The following is a 26,193-nucleotide window of genomic DNA, read 5'->3' as shown; positions in this document are numbered from 1 at the left end:
GGGTAGGCCGGATTATCGGTGCCGACCGAATGCGCGAAATGATGTTGACAGGACGGTCCTATGGCGCCGAGGACGGGTTGGCGATGGGGCTGGCGCATTACGCGGTGGAGGAGGGCGCGGCTTTGACGCTGGCTCGAAAACTCGCCCGCAAGGTGGCGGACAATGCGCCGTTTTCGAACTATCTGATGATACAGGCGATCGGGCGAATTGGCGATATGTCCCGCGCCGACGGGCTGTTTACTGAAAGCATGGCAGCGGCGATGGCGCAAACTTCGGAAGGGGCGCAAGAGGGCTTGCGGGCATTTTTGGAAAAGCGCGAGCCGGTGTTTCGCAAATAGGTGCGGGCAGGTGTGTTAGCTCCTTTCGACGAGGCCGGAGCGTGCGATCCCTCACTGCCGCGCCAACTCGCTTTGAGTGATGCCGGGGGTATCGACGATGGCCAGCGCGGCAAGGCCCGTGGTGACAGCCCGTCATTGCCACATTAAGCGCGACAATCTGCTTGTGAAATCACAGAGGCGCGTTGGGAGTGAAAGCCGAACAGCGGGTCGGCGGTCTGTCGGGGCGGAAGGCGAAATCGCTATTGCAGGGCGTGCTGCGGGGATCGGACATCGGTTCTTTGCGGTCTTGCGAAGGCCAACCGTTGACTTGTGAAACAGTTAAATTCTCCACCCTTTTCCGTCTATGGGGGCAGGGGGGAAGGATCAGCCTAACCTGCGGCTGAGACCCTCAAGCATCGTGAGGCAGGCGGAAAGCTGGTCGATCTCAAGGTACTCGTCAGGTTTGTGCGCCTGTTCGATCGAGCCCGGCCCGCAGACCACAGCGGCGATGCCAAGCTGCTGAAAAATGCCGGCCTCGGTCCCGAAGGAGACTACATCGGTGCCATTGGCACCCGTGAGCTCCATCATCAGATCGCGGGCGGCGTTTTCAGGCAACACCTCCAGCCCGCCGGTTTCACCAACGGTCTGGGTGGTGATATCGGCGTCGGGCCAGACGCGGCGCATTTGCGGCAGCAGCACGTCATGCGCAAAGTCGTGCATGGTCGTCTTGATGTGGGTGAAATCTTTGCCTTGCACGGGGCGCATGTCCCAATCGACAGTGGCAAGGCCGGGGATCACATTGTGCGCCACACCACCGTGTAACGCGCCGACATTGATGGTGCTGTGCGGCGGGTCAAAGGCGCTGCCCGCGGGGGCGCGGGTTTTGAGCTCATCTGCCAATTGCATCAGGCGGGTGATATAGCGCACGGCGTACTCAACCGCGTTGACGCCGAGATGCGGCAGCGAGCCGTGGCCTTCGCGTCCCGTGAAATGCGTGGAATATTCGCAGCAACCTTTGTGGCCTTCGATCACCCGCATCTCGGTCGGCTCGCCGATGATCGCGAGGGCAGGGCGGTCGTGGCGCTTGGCCAGTTGCCGCGCCAGTGCTTCGGCCCCGATACAGCCGGTTTCCTCGTCATAGGTGAAGGCAAAATGCAGCGGGCGTCTCACCGCGCGCTTGGCAAAGACCGGCGCCATGGCGACGGCGGCGGCGATGAAGCCTTTCATGTCGCAGGTGCCACGCCCGTAAAGCCGCCCTTGGTGTTCGGTCAGCGCGAAGGGGTTGCCGCCCCAGACCTGATCGGTGATCGGCACCACATCTGTATGGCCCGCCAACAAAATGCCGCCGGCCACATCAGGGCCGAGGGTGGCGTAGAGGTTGGCCTTGGTGCCCGCGTCGTTGTGGTAGATATCGACTCGCGCACCGACCTCGCGCAGGCGCTGCGCGAGGTCGTCGATGATTGCAAGATTGCTGTCGGACGACACCGAAGGATAGGCGATCAGATCGTCAAGGATCGCGGTGGTGGTTTGCAGATCAGTCATGGCTAGTCTTTGACAAAGAGTTTGCGGGGGATGTTGCAGAACGGCTCGGCGGGGCCATCCTCACGGATCAGAATGCTCTCGGTGATCTCGAGGCCCCAATCGTCCATCCACAGGCCAGGCATAAAGTGGAAGGTCATTCCGGGTTTCAGTATGGTCTGGTCTTCGGGGCGCAGGGACATGGTGCGTTCGCCCCAGTCGGGCGGGTAGGACAGGCCGATGGAATAGCCGCAGCGCGCGCCGCGTTCGATGCCCGCCTTGTCCATCACCGCGCCGAGGGCATTGGCGATGTCGCAGGTGCGGTTGCCCGCGCGGGCTTTTTCGAGACCTGCTTCGAGCCCTTCAATCAAGGCGCCTTCACCGCGTTTGATATGTTCAGGGGGCTGGCCCAGCATGACCGAGCGCGACAGCGGCACATGATAGCGGCGGTAGCAGCCGGCGAGTTCAAAAAAGGTCACCTCGCCCTTTTTCATCACGTCGCCGTTCCATGTCAGATGCGGGGCGGCGGCGTCGGTGCCCGAGGGCATCAGCGGCACGATGGCGGGATAATCGCCCCAGATGTCATCGACACCGGTGTAGCCTGCGGCAGTGATTTCGGCGGCGAGTTCGTTCTTGCGCACGCCGGGTTCGGCGCGATCTATGGCAAGTTGGGTAATCTTGTCGCTGATCCGCGCGGCTTTGCGCATGAAGTCGAGTTCTTCGTCGGATTTGATCGCGCGTTGCCAGTTCACCAGTGCGGTGGCGTCGCGAATGTCGCTGTCGGGCAGGGCGGCGACGAGGGTGGTATAGGCCTTGGCGGAGAAATAGTAGTTGTCCATTTCCACGCCGATGCGAGCAGTTTTGATGTCGCGTGCGGCGAGCTTGCGGGCCAGATCCTGCATCGGATGCCGCTCGGTCGATTGGACAAAATCATCGGTATAGAATTCGACGCCGGTGCGGTCGCGGTTGACGGTTCGCACCGCGCCGTTTGAATCCTGCCTGCGGCCCCACCAGAATGGCATCCCCTCCAGCGGCACCACGACCGCCTGATGCACATAGAACGACCAGCCGTCATAGCCGGTGAGCCAAGCCTGATTGGACGGGTCGGTGACGATCAGCGAGTCCAGACCGGCCTGCGCCATGGCAGTACGTGTCAGCGACAAGCGCCGGTCATATTCGGTGTTGGAAAAGGGCGTGGGGTCAGGCGTTGTCATGAACTGCACCTATCATCAGTGGGGGGTTTCCCGAACGCTAGGCGTTGACAGCTTTCGGCACAATACCATACGACTGAGCGCACATGACCAGCGATGGCGTCGCTTAATGGGTCATGCCTTTGGCGCGCTGCGCCGCACCGTCCTGTACGCCCGGATATTTTCTTTGACCTGGATGCCGCAAGGCCTCCGTTCCAATTGAGGATACTTTGGATGAAAGACCTGACAAACCGCCCGCAATTTTTTACCTGCCATAATGGCGACAAGGCCGTGCTGCCTTTTTCGCACGCAGAGTACGAACGCAGGCTCACCCGTTTGCGCCAGATCATGGCGGAGCGGGATATTCCCGCCGTGCTGCTAAGTTCGATGCATAACATCGCCTATTACTCGGGGTTTTTGTATTGTAGCTTTGGGCGGCCCTACGGCTGTGTTGTGACGCAGGAGGCCTGCACCACGGTCAGCGCCAATATCGACGCAGGCCAGCCGTGGCGACGGTCGTATGGCGACAACGTGATTTACACCGACTGGACGCGCAACAATTACTGGCGCGCCGTGGGCGAGTTGATGCAGGGCGCCGGGCGTCTGGGCATTGAGGCCGATCACCTGACACTGGCCGCGCGTGACACGTTGAACGAAATGCTGGGCACGCCGGAACTGGTGGATATCGCGGCTGACACGATGGCGGCGCGGATGATGAAATCAAACGAGGAGATCGGGCTGATCCGCGAAGGGGCGCGGGTGGCGGACCACGGCGGCGAGGCGATCCGCGATGCGATCCGTGAAGGCGCACGCGAGATTGATGTCGCGATGGCGGGGCGTAACGCAATGGAGTTGGAGATTGCCCGCAGTTTCCCCGACAGCGAAATCCGCGATACGTGGGTCTGGTTCCAGTCGGGCCTCAACACCGATGGCGCACATAATCCTGTCACCACGCGGGCCTTGCAGCGCGGCGATATCCTGAGCCTCAATACCTTTCCGATGATCTCGGGCTATTACACGGCGCTGGAGCGTACGCTGTTTCTTGGCGCACCGGATGCGGCTTCGCTCAAGCTTTGGGAGGCCAATGTCGCAGCACACGAATTGGGGATATCGCTGATCAGGCCGGGCGCGACCTGTTCGGGCATTTGCGAGGAGATCAACCGCTTCTTTGCGGGCGAGGGGCTGCTGCAATACCGCTCCTTCGGATACGGCCATTCGTTCGGAATCCTGTCGCACTACTATGGCCGAGAGGCGGGGTTGGAACTGCGCGAGGACATTGATACCGTGCTCGAGCCGGGCATGGTCGTGTCGATGGAGCCGATGCTCTGGGTGCCACAAGGCACTGCCGGGGCAGGCGGGTACCGTGAGCACGACATTCTGGTAGTCGGCAAATACCGCACTGAAAACATTACGAAATTCGCCTACGGACCGGAGGCGAACATCATTGATTAACTGATAAGGATCACGCGCATGCTGACGAATGACGTACTCGACCAATGGGACCGTGAGAACTTCTTTCACCCATCGACACATCTGGCGCAGCATGCGCGCGGCGAAAGTGCTTCGCGGATTATTTCGGGCGCGAAGGACTGCCATATAGAGGACCGCAACGGCAACCGCGTGCTCGATGGCTTCGCAGGGCTTTATTGTGTGAACGCCGGTTACGGGCGGCGCGAGATCACCGATGCCATCGCAAAACAGGCGAGCGAGCTGAGCTATTACCACGCCTATGCCGGCCACGGCACCGAGGCGTCGATCACGCTGGCCAAGATGGTGATGGACCGCGCCCCTGCGCATATGTCCAAAGTCTATTTCGGTCTGGGCGGGTCAGATGCCAACGAGACCAACATCAAGCTGCTTTGGTATTACAACAATATCCTCGGACGGCCCGAAAAGAAGAAGGTGATTAGCCGCTGGCGTGGGTATCACGGATCGGGTCTGATGACCGGATCGCTGACGGGACTGAGCCTGTTTCATGCCAAGTTCGATCTTCCGCTCGACGGGGTGCTGCATACCGTGGCACCGGATTTCTTCCGCCGTGAAAATCTAGAGCAGTCAGAGGCAGAGTTCGTCGCCTATTGTGTCGAGCATCTCGAAGAGATGATTGCCCTTGAGGGCGCGGATACCATCGCGGCCTTTATAGGCGAGCCGGTTCTGGGCACGGGGGGCATTGTGCCGCCGCCCGAAGGCTATTGGGCTGCGATCCAAGCTGTGCTGCAAAAGCACGACATCGCGCTGATCGCAGATGAGGTTGTTACCGGCTTTGGACGTCTGGGCAGCATGTTCGGCTCGGACCACTACGACCTAAAGCCCGATTTCATCACCATCGCCAAGGGGCTGACCTCGGCCTATGCGCCTTTGTCGGGTTCGATCGTGTCGGACAAGGTGTGGAAAGTGCTGGAGCAGGGCGCGGATGAAAACGGTGTCATGGGCCACGGCTGGACCTATGCGGCGCATCCCATCGGGGCGGCGGCAGGGGTCGCGAACCTGCAATTGATCGAAGACCTCGATCTGATCGGCAACGCCCGCGATGTCGGTGCTTATTTGAACCAGCAGATGCGGGCGGCGGTTGGCGACCATCCGCATGTCGGCGATGTGCGCGGCGAAGGGATGCTGTGTGCCGTCGAGTTGGTCAAGGATCGCGAGGGACGCAAATTCTATGATCCGGCGGATAAGATCGGTGTTCAGGTCGTCGCGGCGCTGCTGTCTTCGGGGGTGATTGGCCGCGCGATGCCGCAGGGCGATATCATCGGATTCGCGCCGCCCTTCTGCCTGACCCGCGCCGAAGCAGATGAAATTGTAGAAAAAACCAAAGCTGCAATCCATCAGGTTCTGGGGGCCTGAAGGCCTCGCAAGGGTTAACCCTGCATGAGCCATCGGCCCTGTCCTGACCGCCTGTCGCTGCCTGAAAATGCAGCAGGGCGGTCAGGACGTCCCTGTGCCAACTGCTGTTAGGTTGCAAAGCATTGGGGCTTGTGTTTGGTTATAATTCAACATGCCAAAAAGGCAGAACAACATAACACCTGGGGAGGTGCGATTTGTCAAAGACAGTCACTGACGACGGTTTCGTCGTGTTTGATCGCGTGCAGAAAAGCTACGATGGTGAGACACTCGTCGTCAAAGATTTGAACCTTTCCATCGGCAAGGGCGAATTTCTGACGATGTTGGGCCCATCGGGTTCGGGCAAGACGACGTGCCTTATGATGCTCGCGGGTTTCGAGACAGCGACCCACGGCGACATCTTGTTGGACGGCAAACCGATCAACAACATATCGCCGCACAAGCGTGGCATCGGCATGGTCTTCCAGAACTACGCCCTGTTCCCGCATATGACGATTGCCGAAAACCTCGCCTTCCCTCTGGAAGTGCGCAAGATGAGCAAGTCGGACCGCGAAGCCAAAGTCGCCCGTGCGCTGGATATGGTCCAGATGGGCAGTTTCGGGGGTCGGCGTCCGGCTCAGCTTTCGGGCGGTCAGCAGCAGCGTGTCGCCCTGTCGCGGGCTTTGGTGTTTGAACCCGATCTGGTGTTGATGGACGAACCGCTCGGCGCGCTGGACAAACAGCTGCGCGAACACATGCAGTTCGAGATCAAGCACATCGCCGACAATCTGGGCATCACCGTGGTCTATGTGACCCACGACCAGACCGAAGCTTTGACCATGTCGGACCGTGTCGCGGTGTTTGAAGACGGACGCATCCAGCAGCTTGCGCCACCAGATCAGCTTTACGAAGAACCGCAAAACTCCTTCGTGGCGCAGTTCATCGGTGAAAATAATACGCTGCAAGGTGTGGTCAAAGAGATCAACAAAGGCATCGCGCTGGTGCAGCTTGATGACGGCAGCCTGATCGACGCCAAGCCGGTGAATGTCTCGAAACCCGGCGAGCGCACACAGGTCTCAATCCGCCCCGAGCGGGTCGAGTTTGATATGTCGCGCCTGAATGAGGGTGCTCATACGCTGAAGGCCGAAGTGCTTGAGTTCATCTATATGGGCGATATTTTCCGCACCCGTCTGCGGGTCGCTGGCAATGACAACTTCATTGTGAAAACACGCAACGCCCCCGATCAGGTGCGTTTGCAACCTGGCCAGACCGTCGAGATTGGCTGGCAGGCAGAGGATTGTCGCGCGCTGGATGCATAATCCGGCACGCGTCATATCGTCCGCAATACGCTGCGGATGATCTGAATGGGCCGTGTCAAATCCGGTGTCACAGCCCGAACCTAAAAACCCGGAAAAAATTGGGAGAATCTTAATGAAACTGACCAAAACATTACTGGCCACCTCGGCGCTGACAGTGGCGTCCGGCATGGCATTCGCCGATGCCCACATGGCAAACGAAATGACCATCGTCAGCTGGGGCGGCGCTTACTCCAACTCGCAGCAGAAGGCCTATAACGAGCCCTATGCAGAGAAGACCGGCGTTAAGATCATCAACGACGAATCCTCTGCCGATGCCGTGGCCAAACTGCGCGCCATGAGCGAAGCGGGCAATGTCTCGTGGGATGTGGTCGATGTAACGGCTGCTGACTCCTTCCGTCTGTGCGACGAAGGCCTTGCGATGGAAATTAACTTTGACGAGATGCTCGCCAAAGGTGACGACGGCTCCTCCGCGACAGACGATTTCGGCGGCACGTTGATCAACGATTGCTTTATCCCGCAGATCGTTTTCTCGACCACCTTCGGCTATCGCACCGACATGGTCGGCGACACGCCCCCAACATCGGTCTGCTCGATCTTCGACACCGAAGCCTACCCTGGCAAGCGTGCACTGGAAAAGCGTCCCATCGGCAACATGGAATGGGCTCTGCTCTGTGACGGCGTCGAAAAAGAAGCCATCTATGACTTGCTGGAAACACCAGAAGGTCAGCAGCAGGCGCTTGATAAGCTGGCAACCATCAAAGACGACGTGATCTGGTGGAACGCCGGTGCGGATACGCCCCAGCTTTTGGCAGATGGCGAAGTTGTCATCGGTTCGACATACAACGGGCGTCTTTTCTCGGTCATCGAAGAGCAGGACCAGCCTGTTGCAATGATGTGGGACGGCCAGATGTTCGACATCGACGGCTGGATCATTCCCGCCGGTCTGACCGACGAGCGTAAAGCCCGCGCATTGGATTACATCATGTTCGCCACAGACACACAGCGTCTGGCGGATCAGGCCAAGTACATCTCCTACGGTCCGGCACGTGCGTCTTCGGCACCGCTGGTTGGGAAGCACGCCGATCTGGGCATCGACATGGCACAGCACATGCCAACAGATCCGGCGAACGCGACCAACGTGTTCAACTTCAACTACGAGTTCTGGGCTGACTACCGCGACGACATCGACGCGAAGTTCCAGGCGTGGTTGGTTCAATAAGCGACCCTATCGGAAGGGGCCCTCGCGGCCCCTTCCACCCCCATTGTTTCATCTGAAACTTCATTCATTCCTCCGACCTAATGCAGCGAGCCTGACATGAGCGATGTGAACGACGCCACCACCGCAAAGACCGCGCCGACACCGGATGACGGGCTGAAGATTGCGGACGGACCCGTGCTTGCCGCCGATGGCACGCCGCTGAAAAAATCACTAAGCCGTGCCCTGCGGGTGCAAAAATTGCGCGCCTTGGCGCTGGTGGCTCCGCTGCTGATTTTCGTATTGGTCACCTTTATCGCGCCGATTGCGGATATGTTGTTCCGCTCGGTCGAGAACGAGATCGTTTCAGAAACCCTGCCGCGCACCACGGATTTGCTAGCCGACTGGGATGCCGAGAGCGGCACACCGCCCGGCGCGCCTGTCTTTAAGGCCCTGTTCAAAGATATCTTCGAGGCGCAGGAAGCCAAGCTGCACACACGGCTGGGCTCGCGTCTCAACTATGAATTAACCGGCGTTTCATCCCTGTTCCGTAAATCCGGCCGCAAGGTCGAGGATATGGCGGAAGTCTATCAGGACCAGTTCGAGAAGCTCGACCGGTTCTGGAAGAAGGGTGAAAACTGGAACACCCTGATGGGATCCGACGCATGGAACGCCGACATGGCGGGCTGGGATCCAAAATCGGACGACAAGCAGCCCAAGTTCGAATTGCGCGACGGGATCGACGTTTTTCTGCCCGCAACATCCGAGAGCTTTGCCAATTATGCCAAGTTCACCCAGGTCGAGGACGAAGATAACCTCGCCAAGAAAGACCCTTGGGCTTTGGTCTATTCCTCGCTTTATGACGATTTGCAGCGCGCCGAGCCTGTGACCTTTGCTGGTCTGAAGGTAGCCGGTGCCGCCGAATTGTCAGAAGCTGCCAGTGCGGTCGCGGATTTCGAGACGGTGAACTTCGCTGAAGCCTTTACCAAGATTGACAAGGATTGGCAGGACGTTGAGGTGTGGCGCACCATTCAGGCCTATAGCCCGCGTTATACCAATGGATATTTTCTTAATGCGATCGACATGCAAAAGGGTGCCGACGGCCCCGAAATGCGCCCCGAGAACCAGCAGATTTATCTGACGCTGTTCTGGCGCACGATGGTGATGTCGATAGTGATCACCGTGTCGTGCATTTTGTTGGGCTATCCGGTGGCGTGGCTGCTGGCGAACCTGCCTGCGCGCACTGCAAACCTGTTGATGATCCTCGTGCTGTTGCCGTTCTGGACCTCGCTTCTGGTGCGGACCAGTGCCTGGAAGGTAATGCTGCAGCATCAAGGCGTGGTGAATGAAACGCTGGTCTGGCTGGGGATTGTCGCCACGGATGACCGATTGGCGCTAATCAACAATCAGACCGGTACGATCATTGCGATGACGCATATCCTGCTGCCGTTCATGATTTTGCCGCTCTATTCAGTGATGGCCACCGTACCGCAGACCTATCTGCGTGCCGCGAAAAGCCTTGGGGCGACGAACTGGACCGCCTTCTGGCGGGTGTACTTCCCACAAAGTGTGCCGGGCATCGGGGCGGGGTCGATCCTCGTGTTCATTCTGTCGATTGGCTATTACATCACGCCCGAAATCGTTGGTGGTACTTCCGGTACGTTTATCTCCAACCGTATCGCCTATCACATCTCGAGTTCGCTGAACTGGGGCTTGGGTGCTGCGCTTGGAGCGATCCTGCTGGCGGCGGTGCTGCTGCTTTATTATGCCTATGACAAGATTGTCGGCATCGACAACGTCAAGCTGGGAGGCTGATCTGATGGCCGCACTCACACCGATTTCACGCACAAAACCCGTGTTCTACCTCTCTGTCGTCGCCGCCTTCGGGGCGTTGGCGGGGCTTTTCGTCGGCACCGCGCAAGGCAGCGGGCCACTGGGCATAGTCATTGGCGCTATCGCCATGGCGGCAGTGGCCTTTGTGCTGACCACCGTCATTTCCAATGAGCGGGTAGGGCGATTGGGCCTGATGCTGCTGATGGCGATTGCGGGCTGGATGTTTGGCGGCATACCGGGGATCGTCGTCGGGTTGGCCTTCGGCTGGTTCTTCGCATGGCTCAGCTACTGGCTTTATGAAGGGCGCTACCGCGCCAAGGTGCCGCCCTATCTGACCGGCGGACAGGTGCTGTGGCACTACACTTTCCGTGTTATTTGCGGTGCCATCTTTATATTTCTCATCACGCCGATCCTTGTGGTCATGCCGCTAAGCTTCAACGCCGAGAATTTCTTCACCTTCACGCCAGAGATGCTGCGGTTTGACCCGGCGGGTTATTCGCTTAAGCATTACCGCGATTTCTTTAGCAATCAGGACTGGCAGAACGCGGTGCGCAACTCGATCCGCATCGCCCCGGCAGCAACGCTGTTGTCAGTTGGCTTCGGCACCCTGGCAGCGATTGGTCTGAGCCAGCCGCATATGCCATTCCGCCGTGTAATCATGGCGATCCTGATTTCACCGATGATCGTGCCGCTGATCATTTCGGCGGCGGGGATGTACTTCTTCTACAGTCGGATCGGTTTGCAGGGCACCTACCTTGGGGTGGTTCTGGCACATGCCGCGTTGGGGATTCCCTTTGTGATCATCACGGTCACCGCAACCTTGGTAGGCTTTGACAATTCACTTACCAGGGCGGCGGCGAATATGGGCGCGAGCCCTGTGCGTACCTTCTTCAAGGTGCAGATGCCGCTGATTCTGCCGGGCGTGATCTCGGGCGGTTTGTTTGCCTTTATCACGTCTTTTGATGAGGTTGTGGTGGTGTTGTTCGTAGGCTCGGCGGGTCAAAAGACGCTGCCGTGGCAGATGTTTACCGGCCTGCGTGAGCAGATCAGCCCGACCATTCTGGCCGTGGCGACACTGCTGGTGGGCATCTCGATCTGCTTGCTGACCACGCTAGAGTTTCTGCGCCGCCGGTCAGAGCGGTTGCGCGGGATGTCTCCGTCCTGACAGACGGAGACCCATCGCTTCTTATAGACCGTCGTATTCGTAGTCGACGAGGAACCGCGCCCGCTGGGGGATATCGCGGCGCTCGAGATCAATTGTCTTGAGTTCTGCGTCGGACATTGCATTCAAAACCGATTGCATGCGGGAAACCTGCATGCGCTTGGACATGCGGTGAATGCCTCTGCCAAAGCCCAACAGGACGCCGCCGACTGCGTTTGCGGTGTATGCGGCGAACCGTTTGGACTGAGCCAAAAAGACGGTGCCTTCGTATGTGTCGTTGGTCGTGCTCATTGCCGTTCTCCATATGAGGGTGGCGCGATGCGGGGGATGCTGCACCGCAGTATTTTTCGCTGCAATGCAGAGATAGCCCTCACCCCTGCCGGTTCCAACCCCCAGTTCGGCATAGGTGCTATGCAGTTTGCGAAAGGGTGCCGAGGCGCTAATGCCTTCAAATCGTGCAATAAAAAAAGTGACGCAGGGTAACTGCCGGAAGAATTAGCACTCTGCGGTTGATTGAGGCAGAGGTTGCCCGACCGGAGCGGGTGGCGGCGGCGGATTGGCGCCTTCTGGAAAGCGGAGGAGATCTGAAGAGGTTCGGCTGAGACGGAGCCTGCCCAAAACGCAGGCACGACATTTTCGCATTCTGAGAGGTTCGCTGAATTGAGTGGCAAATAATTTCAATTCTGGCGGCAATTAATTGCCAATCTGAGTGCGCTCTACGAAATATCTGCAATTTCATCGATCACATGCGTGCCAATCTGGACATTCCTATAATTGCGGATTTAGGTACCGGTGCTGACTAATTTGGTTGGCACACGGCGGCGGGCTGTCTGCCGCTTGGCGTAGGATATACTCAAGGGAGGTCCCGAATGGATCGTCGTTCATTCATCAAACGCGCAGGTGTACTGGGCGTTGGCGCATCGGCTGCGACACTCGCCGCACCGGCGCTTGCACAAGACAAAATTACATGGCGCATGGTTACCACCTGGCCAAAGAACTTCCCCGGTCTGGGTGTCGGCGCGCAGCGTCTGGCGGACCGGATCACGGCTGCTTCGGGCGGGCGTCTGACCATTCAGGTCTATTCGGCGGGCGAACTTGTGCCACCGCTGCAATCGCTGGACGCGGTCATCGACGGCACCGCCGAGATGAGCCACGGCGCTGCCTATTACTGGCAGAACAAATCGCCCGCGCTGTCGTTCTTTACCGGCGTGCCCTACGGCATGACCACCTCCGAGCTGACAGCTTGGGTGCGGTATATGGGCGGTCAGGAAATCTGGGACGAGATCTATGACCAGTTCGGCGTTCAGGGCTTTTTGTCGGGCAACACCGGCACGCAGGCGGGCGGTTGGTTCCGCGACGAGTTGAAGAGCGTTGAAGATGTCAAAGGCGTACGTTTCCGGACTCCTGGTCTTGGTGGCCGGGTTTGGGAAAAGCTTGGCGCGACCGTGACCAACATGGCTGCGGGCGAGATTTTCCAAGCACTTCAGTCCGGTACGCTGGACGCGGCAGAGTTCGTCGGCCCCTACAACGATCTGGCGCTTGGCTTCCATCAGGTTGCCAAGAACTACTACATGCCAAGCTTTGTGGAATCCGGTCTGGCGACCGAGCTTGTGGTCGATAAGGCCAAGTATCAGGCGCTGCCCGAGGACCTGCAGGCGATCATTCGTGATGTCAGCCAAGCGGAGTACGATCAGGTTGCGGCGGATTTCTACGCCAACGATCCCCGTGCCCTGCAGACGCTGGTGAACGACCACGGCGTCATCGTGCGCGACTTCCCTGAGGATATTATGGAAGCCGGTGCCAAAGCCTCGATCGAAGTGGTTGAAGAATTGCGGGCGAGCGATGACCCGCTGGTAAAAAAGACCGCCGAGAGCTTTGTCGAGGCGCTCAACCTTGTTCGTACGCGGACCGAGAAGATCGACATGCCCTATCAGATCGCGCGCAACAAGTTCCTCAAGTACTGAGCAACAGCGCCACTTACACAACAAAGGCCCGGTGTTTGCGCACCGGGCCTTTTCTTTTGTGTTTTTGCTGGCGGGGCAATTTAGCCTGCGATCAGCCTTGGCAACCACGTCACGATCTGCGGGAAGGCAAAGAGGATCCCGATGGCGATGACCTGCAGCACGACGAAAGGCAGGATGCCTTTGTAGATCGCCGACGTCGGCAGGTCCGCCGGCGCCACGCCGCGCAGGTAGAAAAGCGCAAAGCCGAAGGGCGGGGTGAGGAAAGATGTTTGGAGGTTCACCCCGACCAGCACGCCCAGCCAGACCGGATCAACATCCAGCGCCAGCAGGATCGGCGCGGTGATCGGGATCACGATGAAGATGATCTCGAAAGTGTCGAGGATGAAGCCGAGCACAAACATGATCAGCATCACCACAGCTACTGCCGCCAGCGTGCCGCCGGGCAGGTTGGACAGGAATTCATGCACCAGATTGTCGCCGCCCATAAGACGGAACACGATGGAGAAGACCGATGCCCCCAGCAGGATCACGAACACCATCGAGGTGATTGTCGCCGTAGCGATGGCGGTTTCCCGCAGGATGGCAAATGACAGCCGCCAGCGCAATGCTGCGAGCACCATCGCGCCGACAGCCCCGACCGAGGCCGCCTCGGTCGGCGTCGCGATGCCGCCGAGGATCGAGCCGAGCACCGACAGGATGAGCAGGAGCGGCGGAACCAGTGAGACGATAACTTCTTTCCAGAGGTCTTTTTTCTCATCTGCAGGGACAGGGGTTGCAGGGCAGCTTTCCGGATCGGTGATCGCTTTGAAGATTGTGTAGAGCAGGTACAGCCCGACCAGCATAAACCCCGGCAATATGGCCCCGGCAAACAGATCGCCGACCGACACCGCCGTGGGGGCAAAGTTGCCCTTGGCCATTTGCACCTGCGAATTGATGCCCGACAGCATATCACCCATGAAGATCAACACGGTTGACGGTGGAATGATCTGCCCCAAGGTGCCGCTGGCGCAGATCACGCCGGTCGCAAGCTTGGGGTCATATCCGGCGCGCAGCATCGCAGGCAGCGAGATCAGCCCCATCGTCACCACTGTCGCGCCGACAACACCGGTCGAGGCGGCAAGCAGCGCCCCGACGATAATTACCGACATGCCAAGCCCGCCGCGCAGGCTACCGAAGAGTTTGCTCATGGTTAGTAGTAACTGCTCGGCGATGTTGGAGCGTTCCAGCATCACCCCCATGAAGATGAACAGCGGCACCGCAACCAAGACCTCGTTGGTCATGAAGCCGATATACCGGTTCGGCAGCGCGCCAAAGTTCGAAGGATCAAACACACCCATCGACATGCCGACCGCACCAAACAGCAGCGACACTCCTGCCAAGGTAAAGGCGACAGGAAAGCCCAACAGCAAAAAGCCGATGATGCCAAAAAACATGAGCCCCGCGAGAAGCTCACCGATCATAACCGGATCCATCAGACGACTCCCTCTTGGTCTTGCAGATCGCTTGGCACGTCATAGCGTTGCGCGGCGGGGAGCAGATCGCTGTGCCCTGCCAGCACGAGGATCGAGCGCAGGATCATCGCGATGCCCTGCAAGCTGAGCAGCACGACGAAGACAATGATGAATGATTTGAGAATAAACAGGCCGGGCATGCCGCCGACATTGGCCGAAGCCTCATGGTAGCCCCAAGCGCGCTGCACGAAGGGCATGCTATAGGCATAAACAATCCAGCAGAACGGTAGCAAAAACAACGCTGCGCCGATCAGGTCAACGACAGCCTTGGTGCGGGGGCGGGCAGGGCGGTAAAAAATATCAACGCGCACGTGATCGCCGCGCATCAGCGCAAAACCGGCAACGGCGGTAAACATCGCGCCGTTCAACCAGATATAGAGGTCCTGCATCCAGACAAAACTGGTGGCAAAAAGATAGCGTTGCACGACCACCGTAAAACAAATGACAACGATACCGAGCGAAAGCCAGGAAAACACCTGTCCCACCACAGCATTCAATCCGCATATCGCCCGGACCACCCACGATAAAGCACGCATGTCGTATCCCCCTAATCTGCCTGCATAGGGCGGATTTGCATGAATTTTGGAAATTCACAAGCTCAGGTTGACGTAGGGAGCTGAGAACCTGCAAGCGAATGCAGAGAACAAGGCGGAGCGAAGGGTTTGGAAGACCCGAGAACGGTCGATTAGGATGCTTGCGTGAGGGGTGTCAGTTTTGCTGTTTGTCCAGTTTGCACACCGCTTCATGCTGGCTCAGGAACACCTCGCCAGAGAGTTCCTCCAAGAAATGGCTGCGCTTGAGACGGTCCATCACCGGCCCTTTCACCTCGCTCAGATGTAAGCGCACACCGGCATGATTGAGCTTGGTATTGATCGCCTCGAGCGATTCAAGCGCGGAGAGGTCAATCTCGTTCACCGCCGGAAACATCAGCACCACATCCGTAAGCTCGGGTTTTTCTGCCGCATAAGAAGAAAGCTGATCTTCGAGGAAACGCGCATTGGGGAAATACAGGCTTTCGTCGATCCGCAGGCTGAGCACGTGCGGCTGGGTTTCGACCGAATGGCGCAGAACGTTTCTGAAATGCTCGGTCCCCGGCACCCGCCCGACAACGGCCATATGAGGGCGCGAGGTCTTATAAAGGTGCACTAGGATCGAGGTGATCACGCCAGCGGTTACGCCGTATTCGACGCCCGCCAGCAGGGTCAAAACGATCGTTGCAATCACGGCGGCGAAGTCCGCATGGCTGAAGGCCCAAGCGCGTTTGACCACCGAGAAATCAACAAGGCTGAGCACCGCGACGATGATCGTGGCAGCGAGAGTGGCCTTGGGCAAATATTCGATCAGCGGCGTGAGATAAAGCGCGGCGATGGCCAGCGCCACGGCGGTATAGGCCCCGGCGGCGGGCGTCTCGGCGCCTGCATCGTAGTTCACAACCGACCGTGAAAATCCGCCGGTGACGGGGAAGCCACCCGTGAATGCCGCGCCGATATTGGCGGCCCCAAGGCCGATGAGTTCTTGATCAGGGTCGATCCGCTGGCGCTTTTTCGCGGCGAGTGTCTGCGCGACCGAGATGCTTTCGACAAAGCCGATGATCGAGATCAGCAGCGCAGGGACCAGCAGTTGCGATACCAGTGCTGGCGAAAGCGACGGCATCGTGAGCGGCGGCAGGCTTTGCGGGATTTCCCCGACAATCGCGACGCCGCGCGTATTAAGCTCCAGCCCCCAAACCGCAAGGGTGGTGGCGACAATCGCCAGAACCGGCCCCGCTTTGGCCAGGATATCCGCTATGCGCGGCCCCATCCCAGTTTTAAGCAACAAGGGCTTTAAGCCGCGGCGCACCCAGAAAAGAAAAGCGATTGCTGCCGCACCCAGCACCAAGGTTATCCAGTTGATCTCGGTGATATGCGCAATGAGTCCGGCGCCGATTTCGATCAGCGTATGGCCCTCACCTTGAATGCCGAGGATGTGGCGCAACTGGCTCGCGGCGATCAGGATGCCGCTCGCGGTGATAAAGCCCGCAATCACCGGATGCGACAGAAAGTTGGCGAGAAACCCCAGCCGGAACAGCCCAAGCGCTAGCAGCATAACACCTGACAGCAGCGCCAGTGTCAGCGCTGCCGCCACGTATCCTGCCGTGCCTGCTTCGACTGTGTTGCCGATGGCGGCAGCGGTCATCAATGACACGACAGCAACAGGCCCAACCGCCAGCGCCCTGCTGGTGCCAAAGATCGCGTAAAGCACAATCGGCGCGATTGAGGCGTAAATCCCCGTTTCAGGCGGCATCCCCGCCAAAAGCGCATAGGCCAGCGATTGCGGGATCAGCATCACGGTGACGATCACCGCGGCCGAAAGATCGCCTGTAAGTTGCGTGCGATTATAGGTGCGGCCCCATTGAAGCACGGGCAAATAGCGAGACAGCGGGGGTAAGGTCATTTTAACTGTCCGGGTCTAGTTAAGGGTGCAAGCCACTGCGCACGTGACCTGAGGACCGCGTGCGCAGGGCGATTAACGCAGATACATCAATCGAACCGGTTCACCGGCAGTTTAAGATAGTGGTTTCCGTCATCCTCGGCAGGGGGCAGACGGCCGCCCCGCAGGTTGATCTGGAGCGCCGCAAGGATCCGATCTGGCAATGAGAGGGTCGCGTCACGTTTTTGGCGGCGCGCGACATAGTCTTCGCGCTTGGTGCCGTCCTTGACGTGGATGTTATGCGCCTTGTGAGCGTCAACCGTGGCTTCCCACTCGGGTTCTTTGCGTTCTTTGGTACCGTAATCATGGCCGATATAAAGACGCGTATTGCCGGGCAGGGCGAGGATGTCCTGAATGGACTCCCAAAGCTCGGCTGTATCACCGCCCGGGAAATCGGACCGTGAGGTGCCTGCGTCAGGCTGCATCAAAGTGTCATGCACAAAGGCCGCGTCACCGCAGACATAGCTGATCGAGCCCAGCGTATGACCGGGGGATAGCATCACGCGCGCTTCAAGGTCGCCGATCTTGAAGGCTTCATCTTCTTCGAACAGATGGTCGAAATCTGTGTCGGGATCAAAAGCATCGGGGAGGTTGTAGAGATCAGCCCAGATTTTCGCGATGTCGGGGACCAATGCGCCGATTGCGTTTGGCGCATCGGTGCGCGCCTTGAGATGCGCCGAAGCCATGACATGATCGGCATGCGGATGGGTATCCAGTACCCATTGCACGGTCAGCCCGTTGTCGCGGACGATCTCCAACACTTGATCCATGCTCTCGGTCGAAAAGCTGTAGTTCTTTGGATTGAAATTCCAGACCACATCAATCAGAGCCGCCTGTTTGGTTTTCGGATCGGCGCAGATGTACTGGATTGAACCGGTATCAGGCTCATAAATGCCCCAGACATCGGGGCTGGTCGGGCCATTGGAGGGCGAATGGCGCACCATGCGGCTCTTTAACGGGTCAGTCATATATGTGCTCCTTTAGTGCGTGTCGGGGTGATGTCTGGCGTGTGCCGTGCCAGCCACATCCCTCCCAACATGAAGGGGACGAAGATTAATGTGCCAGCGGCAGCCATCGGCAGTGCGGTCAACGCTGGACCCGGGCAAAAGCCGCCCAAGCCCCAGCCAACACCGAAAACGACAGCCCCCGTCAGCAGTTTGGGGTCGAGGTCGGTTTTAGTCGGCATGCGAAATTCGCTGTCGAAAAGCGGCGCGGAACGACGGCTTGTGAGCCACGCAAAGCCCGGCGCGGTAACAAGAATTGCACCGCCCATCACAAACGCAAGACTGGGGTCCCATGTTCCGAAGACGTCGAGAAAGTTAAGAACCTTGGCAGGGTCAGACATGCCGGAGATGATCAGGCCGAATCCGAATATCAACCCGCAAAGAAGTGCAGAAATCTGTTTCATGTTCAGGCTCCGATCACGTGGCGGGCGACAAAGACAGTGACAAACGCCGCCGCCATAAACGCCAGTGTGGCTATGATCGAGCGGCCCGAACCGCGGCTGATGCCGCAAACCCCGTGGCCGGACGTACAGCCGTTTCCGTACACCGCGCCAAAACCGACAAGCACACCGGCCACGGCCATCAAAGGCAGGTTAGATGGCACCCATTGCTGCGGCCATTCGCCCGACACGATCAGCCAGATCGGTGCGGCCAACAAAAGACCTAGCACAAACATGATCGACACGCCGCGCGCTTCACCATCGGTCTTGCGGGCAAAGGCCCGCGAGGTCAGCCCGCTGATGCCGGCAATTCGACCATTGGTGGCCATCAGCAGCACAGCAGATGCGCCGATTAACATGCCGCCGCCCAGCGACAGCCAAGGGGTAAACTCTGTTTCCATCTCTAGCCTCCGTTTTAATGTGGCAAGAAACGTGAGCCTTGCCTTGTTCTGGGATTTTATATATTACACTATTTGAATATTCAATAGATCTAATATGACACAGATAGATGATTTCCTCGACGGTGATATCAAGGGGGCTGCGGCGCTGATGCGCTCGCTGGCCTCAGAATCGCGCCTTGAGATCCTCTGTCGCCTGCAAGAGAGCGAGCGGTCGGTCGGAGAATTGGCGCAGGTCTGCGGGTTGTCGCAATCCTCGATGTCCCAACAACTTAAGCTTCTAAAGGACGCGGGGTTGGTCGAAGGGCGGCGCGATCGCCAAACGATCTATTATGCAGTTAAAAGTCGCGAAGTGGCGGCGGTGCTGGAGACGTTGCACCGCTTGTATTGTGCCCGTGATGAGCAGGCGGGGGACCTGCGGGATGCTGCACCCTAGCGTCGTCTACCCCGCCTATCATTAAGGCAAGGCAGACTTCTAATTCATGCAGGGGTGAGTTCAATCCGCGTCTGCGTCGCCTCCGCCACCGCCGCATCACTATAGAGCAGCGGAACGTATTCGCCCTCGGCCCAGACCGGCGCGAGATCGTCGTAATGCGGGTCTTGCGGCAAGCCTGACTGGCCGGGAGCGTTGATCCAGACGCTGTTGTCCCACGCGCCGACATCGACCACCATCCGCACCGAGGCCCCAACTGTCACGCGGTAATCCGACGCATCATAGTGGGCGAGCATCACCGTTGTGCTGTTGCCGCTTTTGGCCAAAGGCCCGACATCAAAGCCCGGCTTGACCGGCGTCAGCGCGTGATCAAACCAGCCTTTGTGCAGATCGCCCCAGCGCCAGTCATCAGGGTTTTCGCCAAAGCGGCTGCTGATGTCTTGCCACGCCTGATCAAGGGTCTGCGCCAAAAATGCATCGCGCGCTGCATCTTCGGCAAGGCCCGCACGGGCGGCAAGGCTGGGATGCGCGCCTTCGAGCAAGCGCACAACAGTCGGAATGTTGCCAGGTTGCAGGTATTTGCGCAGCGAAAGATCAGGCGCGACAAGCTCCAGCAGGCGCGGGCGCAGATGCGATGACAGCCAGACTTCAAAGAGCAGGGCGGCCGCTGAACCGGCGTCGGCGCGCCCGTCCCACTGCCGCAAGAGCGCACGGGCCGGGACCGGAATGCTGTCGGGTAAAAGCGTCACCAGCCGCAGCGCCAAGCTGGAATGCGTATCGGTCTGCAAGGCGCAGTTGGCGGCAATATCGCTCGCGCCCTTGGCGGCGATGACATCGGCAACCCTATCGGCGCGGCCGTCTTCGAACCACTCGAACCCGACGGGAAACTGGGTGTGATCCCAGCTATCAGGCAGGTTCATCTCGTTGGCCGAATGCACAAAGCCGCAATCCGGATTGACGGTTGACGGCAAGTCTGCGGCGGTCAAATAGCCGTCCCATTTGAATTGTCCGTCCCCTGCTACCGGTGTTAATCCGCGCCAGCCGTTGCGGCGTGGCACATAGGCGGCAGCCTGCCAGCAGACATCCCCCGCCACATCGGCATAGATCAGATTGACCGAAGGTGCGCCCCATGTCTCAGCGGCCTTTTGAAAGCCCGCTACGGTCGTACTGCGCATGGTTTTAAGGCTGCACATATAGGGCGCGGTGCCCGCATCGGTGAAGACCGTGCGTAGAGCAACGGCCATTTGGCGCGCCTTGTCTTCGAAAATCACAGGCCCGTGGTGGCTGAACAAAAGCGGCAGGGTCTGGTCGGCCTCGCCTTTCACGGCAAAAACTTCTTCGGTCCGGGTCAATGGCGCAAAACTGTCGCCGTCACGATAGGCGCTGCCGTCAGGGGTGGTCTCAAGGACAAAAAGATCTTCCTGATCGGCGCAGAAAATCGTCAGGCTAAAGGCGGCCTGCCCGTTGTGACCTGCCATGATCCCCGGAGAGCTCGGCTCGCCCGCGCCAATCAGGTCAAGATCGGGGGTTTTGATGTGGGTCATGTAGCGCAAGGACGGCGCGGCATGGGCGCGGTGTGGATCACTCGCCATAATCGCGCGGCCCGATGTGGTGAGCGCGGGGGCTACGATCCAGTTGTTGGAGCCTTCCATCGGCGGCTCGGCGCGGTGCACGGTCTTTCGGGCATCCACGCCCGACCAAAGCGGCGCCTCATCAAGGGTTGCGGCAAGGCGCTGAGGTGAAAAAGTTACTGGGGCGGTGGCGAGATCATAGACCGACAGCGCCCCATCAGGCAGGGCTGTGGTGCTGGTGCTTTGCCATTCCGTTTTTGGAACAGCGGGGGAAAGTGGCTGTCGTAACAGATCAACATCGGGATCAGCGAGGCTGAGGACCTTGGCGCGGGCCATTTCCGATCCGGCGTTGCGCGACAGGCAATGCGTGCGGATGCGCACCACATCTTCGGCAGACCAGCGCGCGGGTTTGGTGCCCAGCTCGGTAAATTCGGGCGGCATCGGCAGCGCACCCGAGAGAACCTGATCAATCCCAGCGTTGATGCCTGCGGCGAAGGCGGTGCAGATCATCTCGGCGTCATCGCCGTAGGCGGCCCATTCCGGTGCCATGTCACCGCGATATAGAAACAGCCGCGCGGCGCGGTCTTGCATCAGATACCCGGGCCCGAAGTCGGCGGCGAGCAGTCCCAACCCGCGCTTGCGCCATAGATCAATCTGCCACAAACGGTCGCGGGCCGCGTTAAAACCCTGAACAAAAAAACCATCGCGGGTGGTTTCGGCGCGAATATGCGCCATGCCCCACGTATCAACCGAAATACTCGCAGGGGCCTCAAGCCCCTTGAGGGTAAAGGCGGTCATATAAAATTCCTTTAATAATAGCTGATGGCGCGGGCGGCTTCCTGGCCCAGCGGCACGACATGGTTGATGTAATCCTCGACCGTCCATTCCGACAGCGAGCCTGCGATATGGATCGCGCCGACCGGATTGCCGTTGGCATCAAGGACGGGAAAGCCTGCGGCAATCTCGCCGGAGACGATTTGGCTGGTGGCGAGCGCAAAGCCGTTGTCGCGGGTCTCGGTGACCTTCTCGATGACTTCTTCCACGGTCGTGATGGTCTCGTTGGTGAAGGGGCGCAGGTCGGTGCGTTCAACAATGTCGCGCACCTGATCATCTTCTAGCTTGGACATGATGGCCCAGCCGCCCGAGCTGCAATAGGTCGGAACGCTATGACCCACGAGGGTCGCGTAGAAGTTCTGGCGCTTGGTTTGCAGGCGCAGCGCATACAAAACTCGCAGGTCGTCGAATAACGACAGATCGACCCGCTCGCGGACCGACTTTCGTAGCTCCAACAGCACGGGTGTCGCGAATCGCACCAGCGGATCGAGCCGCAGGGTGTCCAAGGTGTGATCAAGTATCCGAATTCCCGGGAGAAACCCGTTTTCGCGGGCGTCGCGGCGGATATATCCGAGCGTGCGCAGCGTATGTACCATCCGCTGGGCGCCGCTACGATCCACGCCCGCACGTTGCGCTATTTCGCTCAAGGACAGCGGACCGTCAGCGTGGTGAAAAGCCGATAAAACATTCATAGCCTTTTCGACGGACCTTACAAATAAGGTGTCCGAGCGTTGTTCTTCCGTCAAATCCCTGAGGCCGGATTCGGCGCGGGTGGTGGTCTTAAGCATGGGGATTGCTCCGAAACAACAGCGCCATTGACTTATGATAAATCATGCTTTTGTATATGATGCAATGCAATTGTATTACGATGCAATACAGTGAGGGCCGGTGAGGCATGTCGAGTATGCCAAGGCGGTCGTAGTCGGGGGTCAGTAGTCAGCAATGTCGGTTCGTGTCGCGCTTGCGGGATTTTTGCATGAAACGAATACCTTTGCGCCGACCAAGGCGCTGATGGCGGATTTCCTCCATGGCGGCGGCTACATGCCTCTGGCGCGGGGCGCGGATGTGATCAGCCAAAGCCGTGGCATTAATCTGGGCATTTCCGGGGCTGCCGAATTTGGCGAAGCGGCGAATTGGGAGATGGTGCCGATCCTCTGGGCCGGTGCGATCCCTTCAGCGCATGTAGCGCAGGACGCTTACGACAGTATCACTGGCGAGATTATCGCCGGCATCGTCGCGGCGGGCGCTCTGGACGGAATTTTTATCGACCTGCACGGTGCAATGGTGGCTGAGCATATCGACGACGGTGAGGGCGATTTCCTGATGCGGCTGCGTGCCGCGGTGGGGCCAGATGTCCCGATTGCTGCGGCCTTGGATTTGCACGGCAATATCACCCAGGAAATGGTCTATGCTGCGGATGTGCTGGTCGGTTTTCGCACCTATCCACATATTGATATGTCCGATACCGGACATCGCGCAGCAGCACAGCTCGATGTTTTGATGAGGCGCGGTAAACCTTTTGCCAAAGCTTTTCGCCGCCTGCCGTTTCTGGTGCCTATTGCGTGGCAAAGCACCCGTGAGTTTCCAGCCAAAGGGCTTTATGAATTGGTGTCCGAGGCCGAAGGCGGCGACGTGGCCAGCACTTCGTTCTTCTTTGGCTTCCCTGCCGCCGACTTTCCCGGCTGTGGCCCCACGGTGATTTGCTATGGCACCACCCGAGAGGCGGCGGATCAGGCCGCCGACCGGATTGAGCAGGCGGTGGTGCAGGCCGAACCCGAATTTGTTGGCAAGACATACGACCCGGATGCGGGGGTGATTGAGGCGATGCGGCTGGCGCAGACCGCGCGCCGGCCTGTGGTGATTGCCGATACCCAAGACAACCCCGGCGCGGGGGGCGATTCTAACACGACAGGGATGCTGCGCGCGTTGGTGCGCAATAACGCGCAGGCCGCTGCTCTTGGGAATATGGTCGATCCCGCTGCAGCCAAGGCTGCCCATGCCGCAGGGGAGGGTGCCGAGATTGATCTGGCTTTGGGCGGCGCCTCCGGCGTTGAGGACGACAGCCCGTTTCGGGGGCGCTTTACCGTAGAGACATTGTCGGACGGCAAGCTCATCGCCACGGGGCCGTTCTATGGCGGGGCCGCGCTGGATATGGGGCCGTCAGCCTGTTTGCGGATCGGCGGTGTGCGCGTGGTGGTGACCAGCCAAAAGGCGCAGATGGCCGACCAGCAGATGTACCGCTTTGTCGGGATCGAACCGACAGAGCAGAAAATATTGGTCAACAAAAGCTCGGTTCATTTCCGCGCAGACTTTGACCCGATTGCCGAAACGATCCTGACCTGCACCGCCCCCGGACCGATGCCTGTCAGCCCCGCCAGTCTGCCGTTTCGCAACCTCGCGAAAGGTATGAGAATGGAACCGATGGGCCGCGTCTTCGCGCCGCCCGACCCTGCTTAAACGGTCGGGGCAGGGCGCCACGCGCCCGCTGCCCCGACCCCCGCTTTTTATCCACCGCGTCACAAGAGCCAATAAGGCCGGACGTTTCTACCAACCAACCACGGGAGTATCCAATGCAACTTTCCACCCCCCTGAAATCCAAGTCCCGAGTGATGGGCGGCGCGCTGCGCAGCTCATTATTGGGAGCCACGGTCGCCGGATTAGCGCTGATGGCGGGCCCGAGCTTTGCCCAGACGCTGACAGCGGTCAAACACTCGGCGCTGCGCGTGCTCGATCCAATCATGACCACCGCCTATATGAGCCGCAACCACGGCTATATGATCTTCGACACGCTCTATGCGCTGGATAGCGATCTGAAACCGCAGCCGCAAATGGTCGAAAGCCACACGGTTTCGGACGACGGGCTGACCTATAAATTCACCCTTCGTGAGGGGCTGAAATTCCACGACGGTGCGCCGGTGACAGGTGACGACGTTGCCGCATCCATCGCCCGTTGGGGCGAGCGCGACGGCATGGGGCAGGTCTTGATGTCCTTCGTCGACAATATGTCGAGCGAGGGTGACAACGTTTTCGTCATGACCCTGCGCGAGCCTTACGGGCTGGTGATTGATAGCCTTGCCAAGCCTTCATCGAACGTGCCCTTCATCATGCCAAAGCGTCTGGCCGAGACCCCCTCGACCGAGGCGATCGCCGAGCAAATCGGCTCCGGCCCGTTCAAATGGGTGTCCGAAGAATTCCAGCCCGGCGTGAAGGCTGTCTATGCCAAGTTCGAAGAGTACGTGCCGCGGAGCGAGCCAGCGAGCTGGGCTGCGGGGGGCAAGGTGGTCAACGTGGATCGCGTCGAATGGGTGGTGATGCCCGATGACCAGACCACACTGAACGCCATTCAGGCCGGCGAGATCGACTATTGGGAAAGCCCGCCGTCTGATCTTTTGCCAATCCTTGAGGCCAATCCGGAGATCGAGGTCAAAAACCTCAATGCGATGGGGATGCAGACCATCATGCGGCCAAACGTGCTGAACGCGCCGATGGACAACCCGCTGATCCGCAAGGCGGCGATTGCTGCGGTGAACCAGAAGGACGTTCTGGGTGCCTTGGTTGGCAACCCCGAACTCTATGCGCTTTGTGGTGCGATGTTTGTGTGTAACACGCCACTGGCCTCTGATGTCGGCTCGGAAACGCTGACCCAAGGCAACGGGATGGAGCAGGCGAAAGCGTTGCTGAAAGAAGCCGGATATGATGGCACGCCGATTGTAATCATGCAGCCAACTGATGTGGGCACGCTGCGTACCCAGCCTGTTGTTGTGGCACAAGCGATGCGCGATGCGGGCTTTGTCGTCGATCTGCAAGCGATGGATTGGCAGACCCTTGTGGGTCGTCGCGCCAGCCAAGCGGGCGTGGATGATGGCGGCTGGCACATGTTCATGACCAACTGGGTCGGGGCGGACGTATTCAACCCGCTGGTCAACAACATGGTTAACGGCAAAGGCGCCGAGGGCGGCTGGTTCGGATGGCCTGATGTGCCGAAGCTGGAAGAGTTGCGGATGGCCTATGCCACCGAAACTGACCCGGCCAAGCAAAAAGAGTATGCTGTCGAAATCCAGAAGGTTGCCTATGAGGAAGGCATCTATGCTCCTATCGGCCAGTATTTTGTGCCGACAGCATGGACGTCCAACCTCGAAGGTGTGCTGGACGGACCGGTGCCGTTCTTCTGGAACATCACCAAGAACTGATCTGACAACGGCCCCGCCAACGCGG

At 59.1% G+C, this 26,193-nt stretch carries 22 protein-coding genes; 11 read left to right on the top strand and 11 right to left on the bottom strand.

Going from position 1 to position 26,193, the window contains the following annotated elements; all coding sequences use genetic code 11:
- On the top strand, positions 1-338 hold a 338-nt coding region (locus BM174_RS15705), incomplete at its 5' end, for an enoyl-CoA hydratase-related protein (protein ID WP_245766399.1).
- A gap of 363 nt (positions 339-701) precedes the next feature.
- Here the strand turns inward: BM174_RS15705 and argE are convergent.
- On the bottom strand, positions 702-1,859 hold the full coding sequence (argE, locus tag BM174_RS15700; protein ID WP_093924801.1) for an acetylornithine deacetylase: 1,158 nt from the start codon (positions 1,857-1,859) through the stop codon (positions 702-704).
- Positions 1,860-1,861: 2 nt separating this feature from the next.
- Positions 1,862-3,049, bottom strand: coding sequence for a M24 family metallopeptidase (locus tag BM174_RS15695; protein WP_093924800.1), 1,188 nt, complete (start codon positions 3,047-3,049; stop codon positions 1,862-1,864).
- A gap of 210 nt (positions 3,050-3,259) precedes the next feature.
- Here BM174_RS15695 and BM174_RS15690 point away from each other — a divergent pair, with 210 nt between their 5' ends.
- The 6 genes from BM174_RS15690 to BM174_RS15665 all read left to right on the top strand — a co-directional run bounded on the left by BM174_RS15690 (position 3,260) and on the right by BM174_RS15665 (position 11,357).
- Positions 3,260-4,477 carry an aminopeptidase P family protein gene (locus tag BM174_RS15690; RefSeq protein ID WP_177209500.1) on the top strand — a complete coding sequence of 406 codons (1,218 nt, stop codon included), beginning with the start codon at positions 3,260-3,262 and terminating at the stop codon, positions 4,475-4,477.
- Positions 4,478-4,495: 18 nt separating this feature from the next.
- Positions 4,496-5,869, top strand: a complete 1,374-nt coding sequence (locus tag BM174_RS15685) for an aspartate aminotransferase family protein (RefSeq protein ID WP_093924799.1) — start codon at positions 4,496-4,498, stop codon at positions 5,867-5,869.
- Between the two features lie 194 nt (positions 5,870-6,063).
- Positions 6,064-7,164, top strand: a complete 1,101-nt coding sequence (locus BM174_RS15680) for an ABC transporter ATP-binding protein (protein ID WP_093924798.1) — start codon at positions 6,064-6,066, stop codon at positions 7,162-7,164.
- A 112-nt stretch (positions 7,165-7,276) separates the two neighbouring features.
- Positions 7,277-8,383, top strand: a complete 1,107-nt coding sequence (locus BM174_RS15675; RefSeq protein ID WP_093924797.1) for an extracellular solute-binding protein — start codon at positions 7,277-7,279, stop codon at positions 8,381-8,383.
- A gap of 96 nt (positions 8,384-8,479) precedes the next feature.
- Positions 8,480-10,174 (top strand): ABC transporter permease, encoded by a 1,695-nt coding sequence (locus BM174_RS15670; RefSeq protein ID WP_093924796.1) that lies wholly within the window; start codon positions 8,480-8,482, stop codon positions 10,172-10,174.
- Positions 10,175-10,178: 4 nt separating this feature from the next.
- Positions 10,179-11,357, top strand: coding sequence for an ABC transporter permease (locus tag BM174_RS15665; RefSeq protein ID WP_093924795.1), 1,179 nt, complete (start codon positions 10,179-10,181; stop codon positions 11,355-11,357).
- A 21-nt stretch (positions 11,358-11,378) separates the two neighbouring features.
- Here the strand turns inward: BM174_RS15665 and BM174_RS15660 are convergent, their stop codons facing one another.
- Positions 11,379-11,645, bottom strand: a complete 267-nt coding sequence (locus BM174_RS15660) for a hypothetical protein (RefSeq protein WP_093924794.1) — start codon at positions 11,643-11,645, stop codon at positions 11,379-11,381.
- Between the two features lie 578 nt (positions 11,646-12,223).
- Between BM174_RS15660 and BM174_RS15655 the strand changes: the two genes are divergently transcribed.
- On the top strand, positions 12,224-13,318 hold the full coding sequence (locus BM174_RS15655) for a TRAP transporter substrate-binding protein (protein ID WP_093924793.1): 1,095 nt from the start codon (positions 12,224-12,226) through the stop codon (positions 13,316-13,318).
- A gap of 80 nt (positions 13,319-13,398) precedes the next feature.
- On the opposite strand, the gene BM174_RS15650 is transcribed toward BM174_RS15655, so the two are convergent.
- The 6 genes from BM174_RS15650 to BM174_RS15625 all read right to left on the bottom strand — a co-directional run bounded on the left by BM174_RS15650 (position 13,399) and on the right by BM174_RS15625 (position 19,143).
- Positions 13,399-14,790: a TRAP transporter large permease gene (locus tag BM174_RS15650; RefSeq protein ID WP_093924792.1), complete on the bottom strand. Its 1,392-nt coding sequence runs from the start codon at positions 14,788-14,790 to the stop codon at positions 13,399-13,401.
- A complete protein-coding gene (locus tag BM174_RS15645; protein WP_093924791.1) occupies positions 14,790-15,365 on the bottom strand; it encodes a TRAP transporter small permease subunit in 576 nt (191 codons plus the stop codon). Before BM174_RS15645 ends, BM174_RS15650 begins: the two co-directional genes overlap by 1 nt.
- Positions 15,366-15,537: 172 nt before the next feature.
- Positions 15,538-17,262, bottom strand: coding sequence for a SulP family inorganic anion transporter (locus BM174_RS15640; RefSeq protein ID WP_093924790.1), 1,725 nt, complete (start codon positions 17,260-17,262; stop codon positions 15,538-15,540).
- Between the two features lie 86 nt (positions 17,263-17,348).
- Positions 17,349-18,266 (bottom strand): MBL fold metallo-hydrolase, encoded by a 918-nt coding sequence (locus tag BM174_RS15635; protein WP_093924789.1) that lies wholly within the window; start codon positions 18,264-18,266, stop codon positions 17,349-17,351.
- Entirely contained in the window at positions 18,263-18,706 is a 444-nt protein-coding gene (locus BM174_RS15630; protein WP_093924788.1) for a YeeE/YedE family protein, read from the bottom strand. The genes BM174_RS15635 and BM174_RS15630 overlap by 4 nt, the downstream gene beginning before the upstream one ends.
- A 2-nt stretch (positions 18,707-18,708) precedes the next feature.
- Positions 18,709-19,143 carry a YeeE/YedE family protein gene (locus BM174_RS15625; RefSeq protein ID WP_093924787.1) on the bottom strand — a complete coding sequence of 145 codons (435 nt, stop codon included), beginning with the start codon at positions 19,141-19,143 and terminating at the stop codon, positions 18,709-18,711.
- Positions 19,144-19,237: 94 nt separating this feature from the next.
- Between BM174_RS15625 and BM174_RS15620 the strand changes: the two genes are divergently transcribed.
- The gene (locus BM174_RS15620) at positions 19,238-19,576 is read left to right on the top strand and encodes an ArsR/SmtB family transcription factor (protein WP_093924786.1); all 339 of its coding nucleotides are present in this window, start codon (positions 19,238-19,240) and stop codon (positions 19,574-19,576) included.
- A 44-nt stretch (positions 19,577-19,620) separates the two neighbouring features.
- Here BM174_RS15620 and BM174_RS15615 read toward each other — a convergent pair whose 3' ends face one another.
- Positions 19,621-21,942: a penicillin acylase family protein gene (locus tag BM174_RS15615; RefSeq protein ID WP_093924785.1), complete on the bottom strand. Its 2,322-nt coding sequence runs from the start codon at positions 21,940-21,942 to the stop codon at positions 19,621-19,623.
- Between the two features lie 11 nt (positions 21,943-21,953).
- On the bottom strand, positions 21,954-22,766 hold the full coding sequence (locus BM174_RS15610) for an IclR family transcriptional regulator (RefSeq protein WP_093924784.1): 813 nt from the start codon (positions 22,764-22,766) through the stop codon (positions 21,954-21,956).
- 154 nt (positions 22,767-22,920) lie between these two features.
- On the opposite strand from BM174_RS15610, the gene BM174_RS15605 reads away from it, so the two are divergent.
- Positions 22,921-24,435 (top strand): M81 family metallopeptidase, encoded by a 1,515-nt coding sequence (locus tag BM174_RS15605; protein ID WP_093924783.1) that lies wholly within the window; start codon positions 22,921-22,923, stop codon positions 24,433-24,435.
- Between the two features lie 113 nt (positions 24,436-24,548).
- A complete protein-coding gene (locus BM174_RS15600) occupies positions 24,549-26,168 on the top strand; it encodes an ABC transporter substrate-binding protein (RefSeq protein WP_245766398.1) in 1,620 nt (539 codons plus the stop codon).
- Positions 26,169-26,193: the final 25 nt, after the last annotated feature.

Origin of the sequence: Sulfitobacter brevis (genome assembly GCF_900112755.1) — a bacterium.
Taxonomy (GTDB): Bacteria; Pseudomonadota; Alphaproteobacteria; order Rhodobacterales; family Rhodobacteraceae; genus Sulfitobacter; species Sulfitobacter brevis.
This window is presented reverse-complemented; position numbering and strand designations above follow the sequence as displayed.

Excerpts from the sequence above, each read along its gene's own strand:
- argE (WP_093924801.1), bottom strand. The coding sequence starts at position 1,859 with ATGACTGATCTGCAAACCACCACCGCGATCCTTGACGATCTGATCGCC.
- BM174_RS15695 (WP_093924800.1), bottom strand. The coding sequence starts at position 3,049 with ATGACAACGCCTGACCCCACGCCCTTTTCCAACACCGAATATGACCGG.
- BM174_RS15690 (WP_177209500.1), top strand. The coding sequence starts at position 3,260 with ATGAAAGACCTGACAAACCGCCCGCAATTTTTTACCTGCCATAATGGC.
- BM174_RS15685 (WP_093924799.1), top strand. The coding sequence starts at position 4,496 with ATGCTGACGAATGACGTACTCGACCAATGGGACCGTGAGAACTTCTTT.
- BM174_RS15675 (WP_093924797.1), top strand. The coding sequence starts at position 7,277 with ATGAAACTGACCAAAACATTACTGGCCACCTCGGCGCTGACAGTGGCG.
- BM174_RS15670 (WP_093924796.1), top strand. The coding sequence starts at position 8,480 with ATGAGCGATGTGAACGACGCCACCACCGCAAAGACCGCGCCGACACCG.
- BM174_RS15665 (WP_093924795.1), top strand. The coding sequence starts at position 10,179 with ATGGCCGCACTCACACCGATTTCACGCACAAAACCCGTGTTCTACCTC.
- BM174_RS15660 (WP_093924794.1), bottom strand. The coding sequence starts at position 11,645 with ATGAGCACGACCAACGACACATACGAAGGCACCGTCTTTTTGGCTCAG.
- BM174_RS15655 (WP_093924793.1), top strand. The coding sequence starts at position 12,224 with ATGGATCGTCGTTCATTCATCAAACGCGCAGGTGTACTGGGCGTTGGC.
- BM174_RS15650 (WP_093924792.1), bottom strand. The coding sequence starts at position 14,790 with ATGGATCCGGTTATGATCGGTGAGCTTCTCGCGGGGCTCATGTTTTTT.
- BM174_RS15645 (WP_093924791.1), bottom strand. The coding sequence starts at position 15,365 with ATGCGTGCTTTATCGTGGGTGGTCCGGGCGATATGCGGATTGAATGCT.
- BM174_RS15640 (WP_093924790.1), bottom strand. The coding sequence starts at position 17,262 with ATGACCTTACCCCCGCTGTCTCGCTATTTGCCCGTGCTTCAATGGGGC.
- BM174_RS15635 (WP_093924789.1), bottom strand. The coding sequence starts at position 18,266 with ATGACTGACCCGTTAAAGAGCCGCATGGTGCGCCATTCGCCCTCCAAT.
- BM174_RS15630 (WP_093924788.1), bottom strand. The coding sequence starts at position 18,706 with ATGAAACAGATTTCTGCACTTCTTTGCGGGTTGATATTCGGATTCGGC.
- BM174_RS15625 (WP_093924787.1), bottom strand. The coding sequence starts at position 19,143 with ATGGAAACAGAGTTTACCCCTTGGCTGTCGCTGGGCGGCGGCATGTTA.
- BM174_RS15620 (WP_093924786.1), top strand. The coding sequence starts at position 19,238 with ATGACACAGATAGATGATTTCCTCGACGGTGATATCAAGGGGGCTGCG.
- BM174_RS15615 (WP_093924785.1), bottom strand. The coding sequence starts at position 21,942 with ATGACCGCCTTTACCCTCAAGGGGCTTGAGGCCCCTGCGAGTATTTCG.
- BM174_RS15610 (WP_093924784.1), bottom strand. The coding sequence starts at position 22,766 with ATGCTTAAGACCACCACCCGCGCCGAATCCGGCCTCAGGGATTTGACG.
- BM174_RS15605 (WP_093924783.1), top strand. The coding sequence starts at position 22,921 with ATGTCGGTTCGTGTCGCGCTTGCGGGATTTTTGCATGAAACGAATACC.
- BM174_RS15600 (WP_245766398.1), top strand. The coding sequence starts at position 24,549 with ATGCAACTTTCCACCCCCCTGAAATCCAAGTCCCGAGTGATGGGCGGC.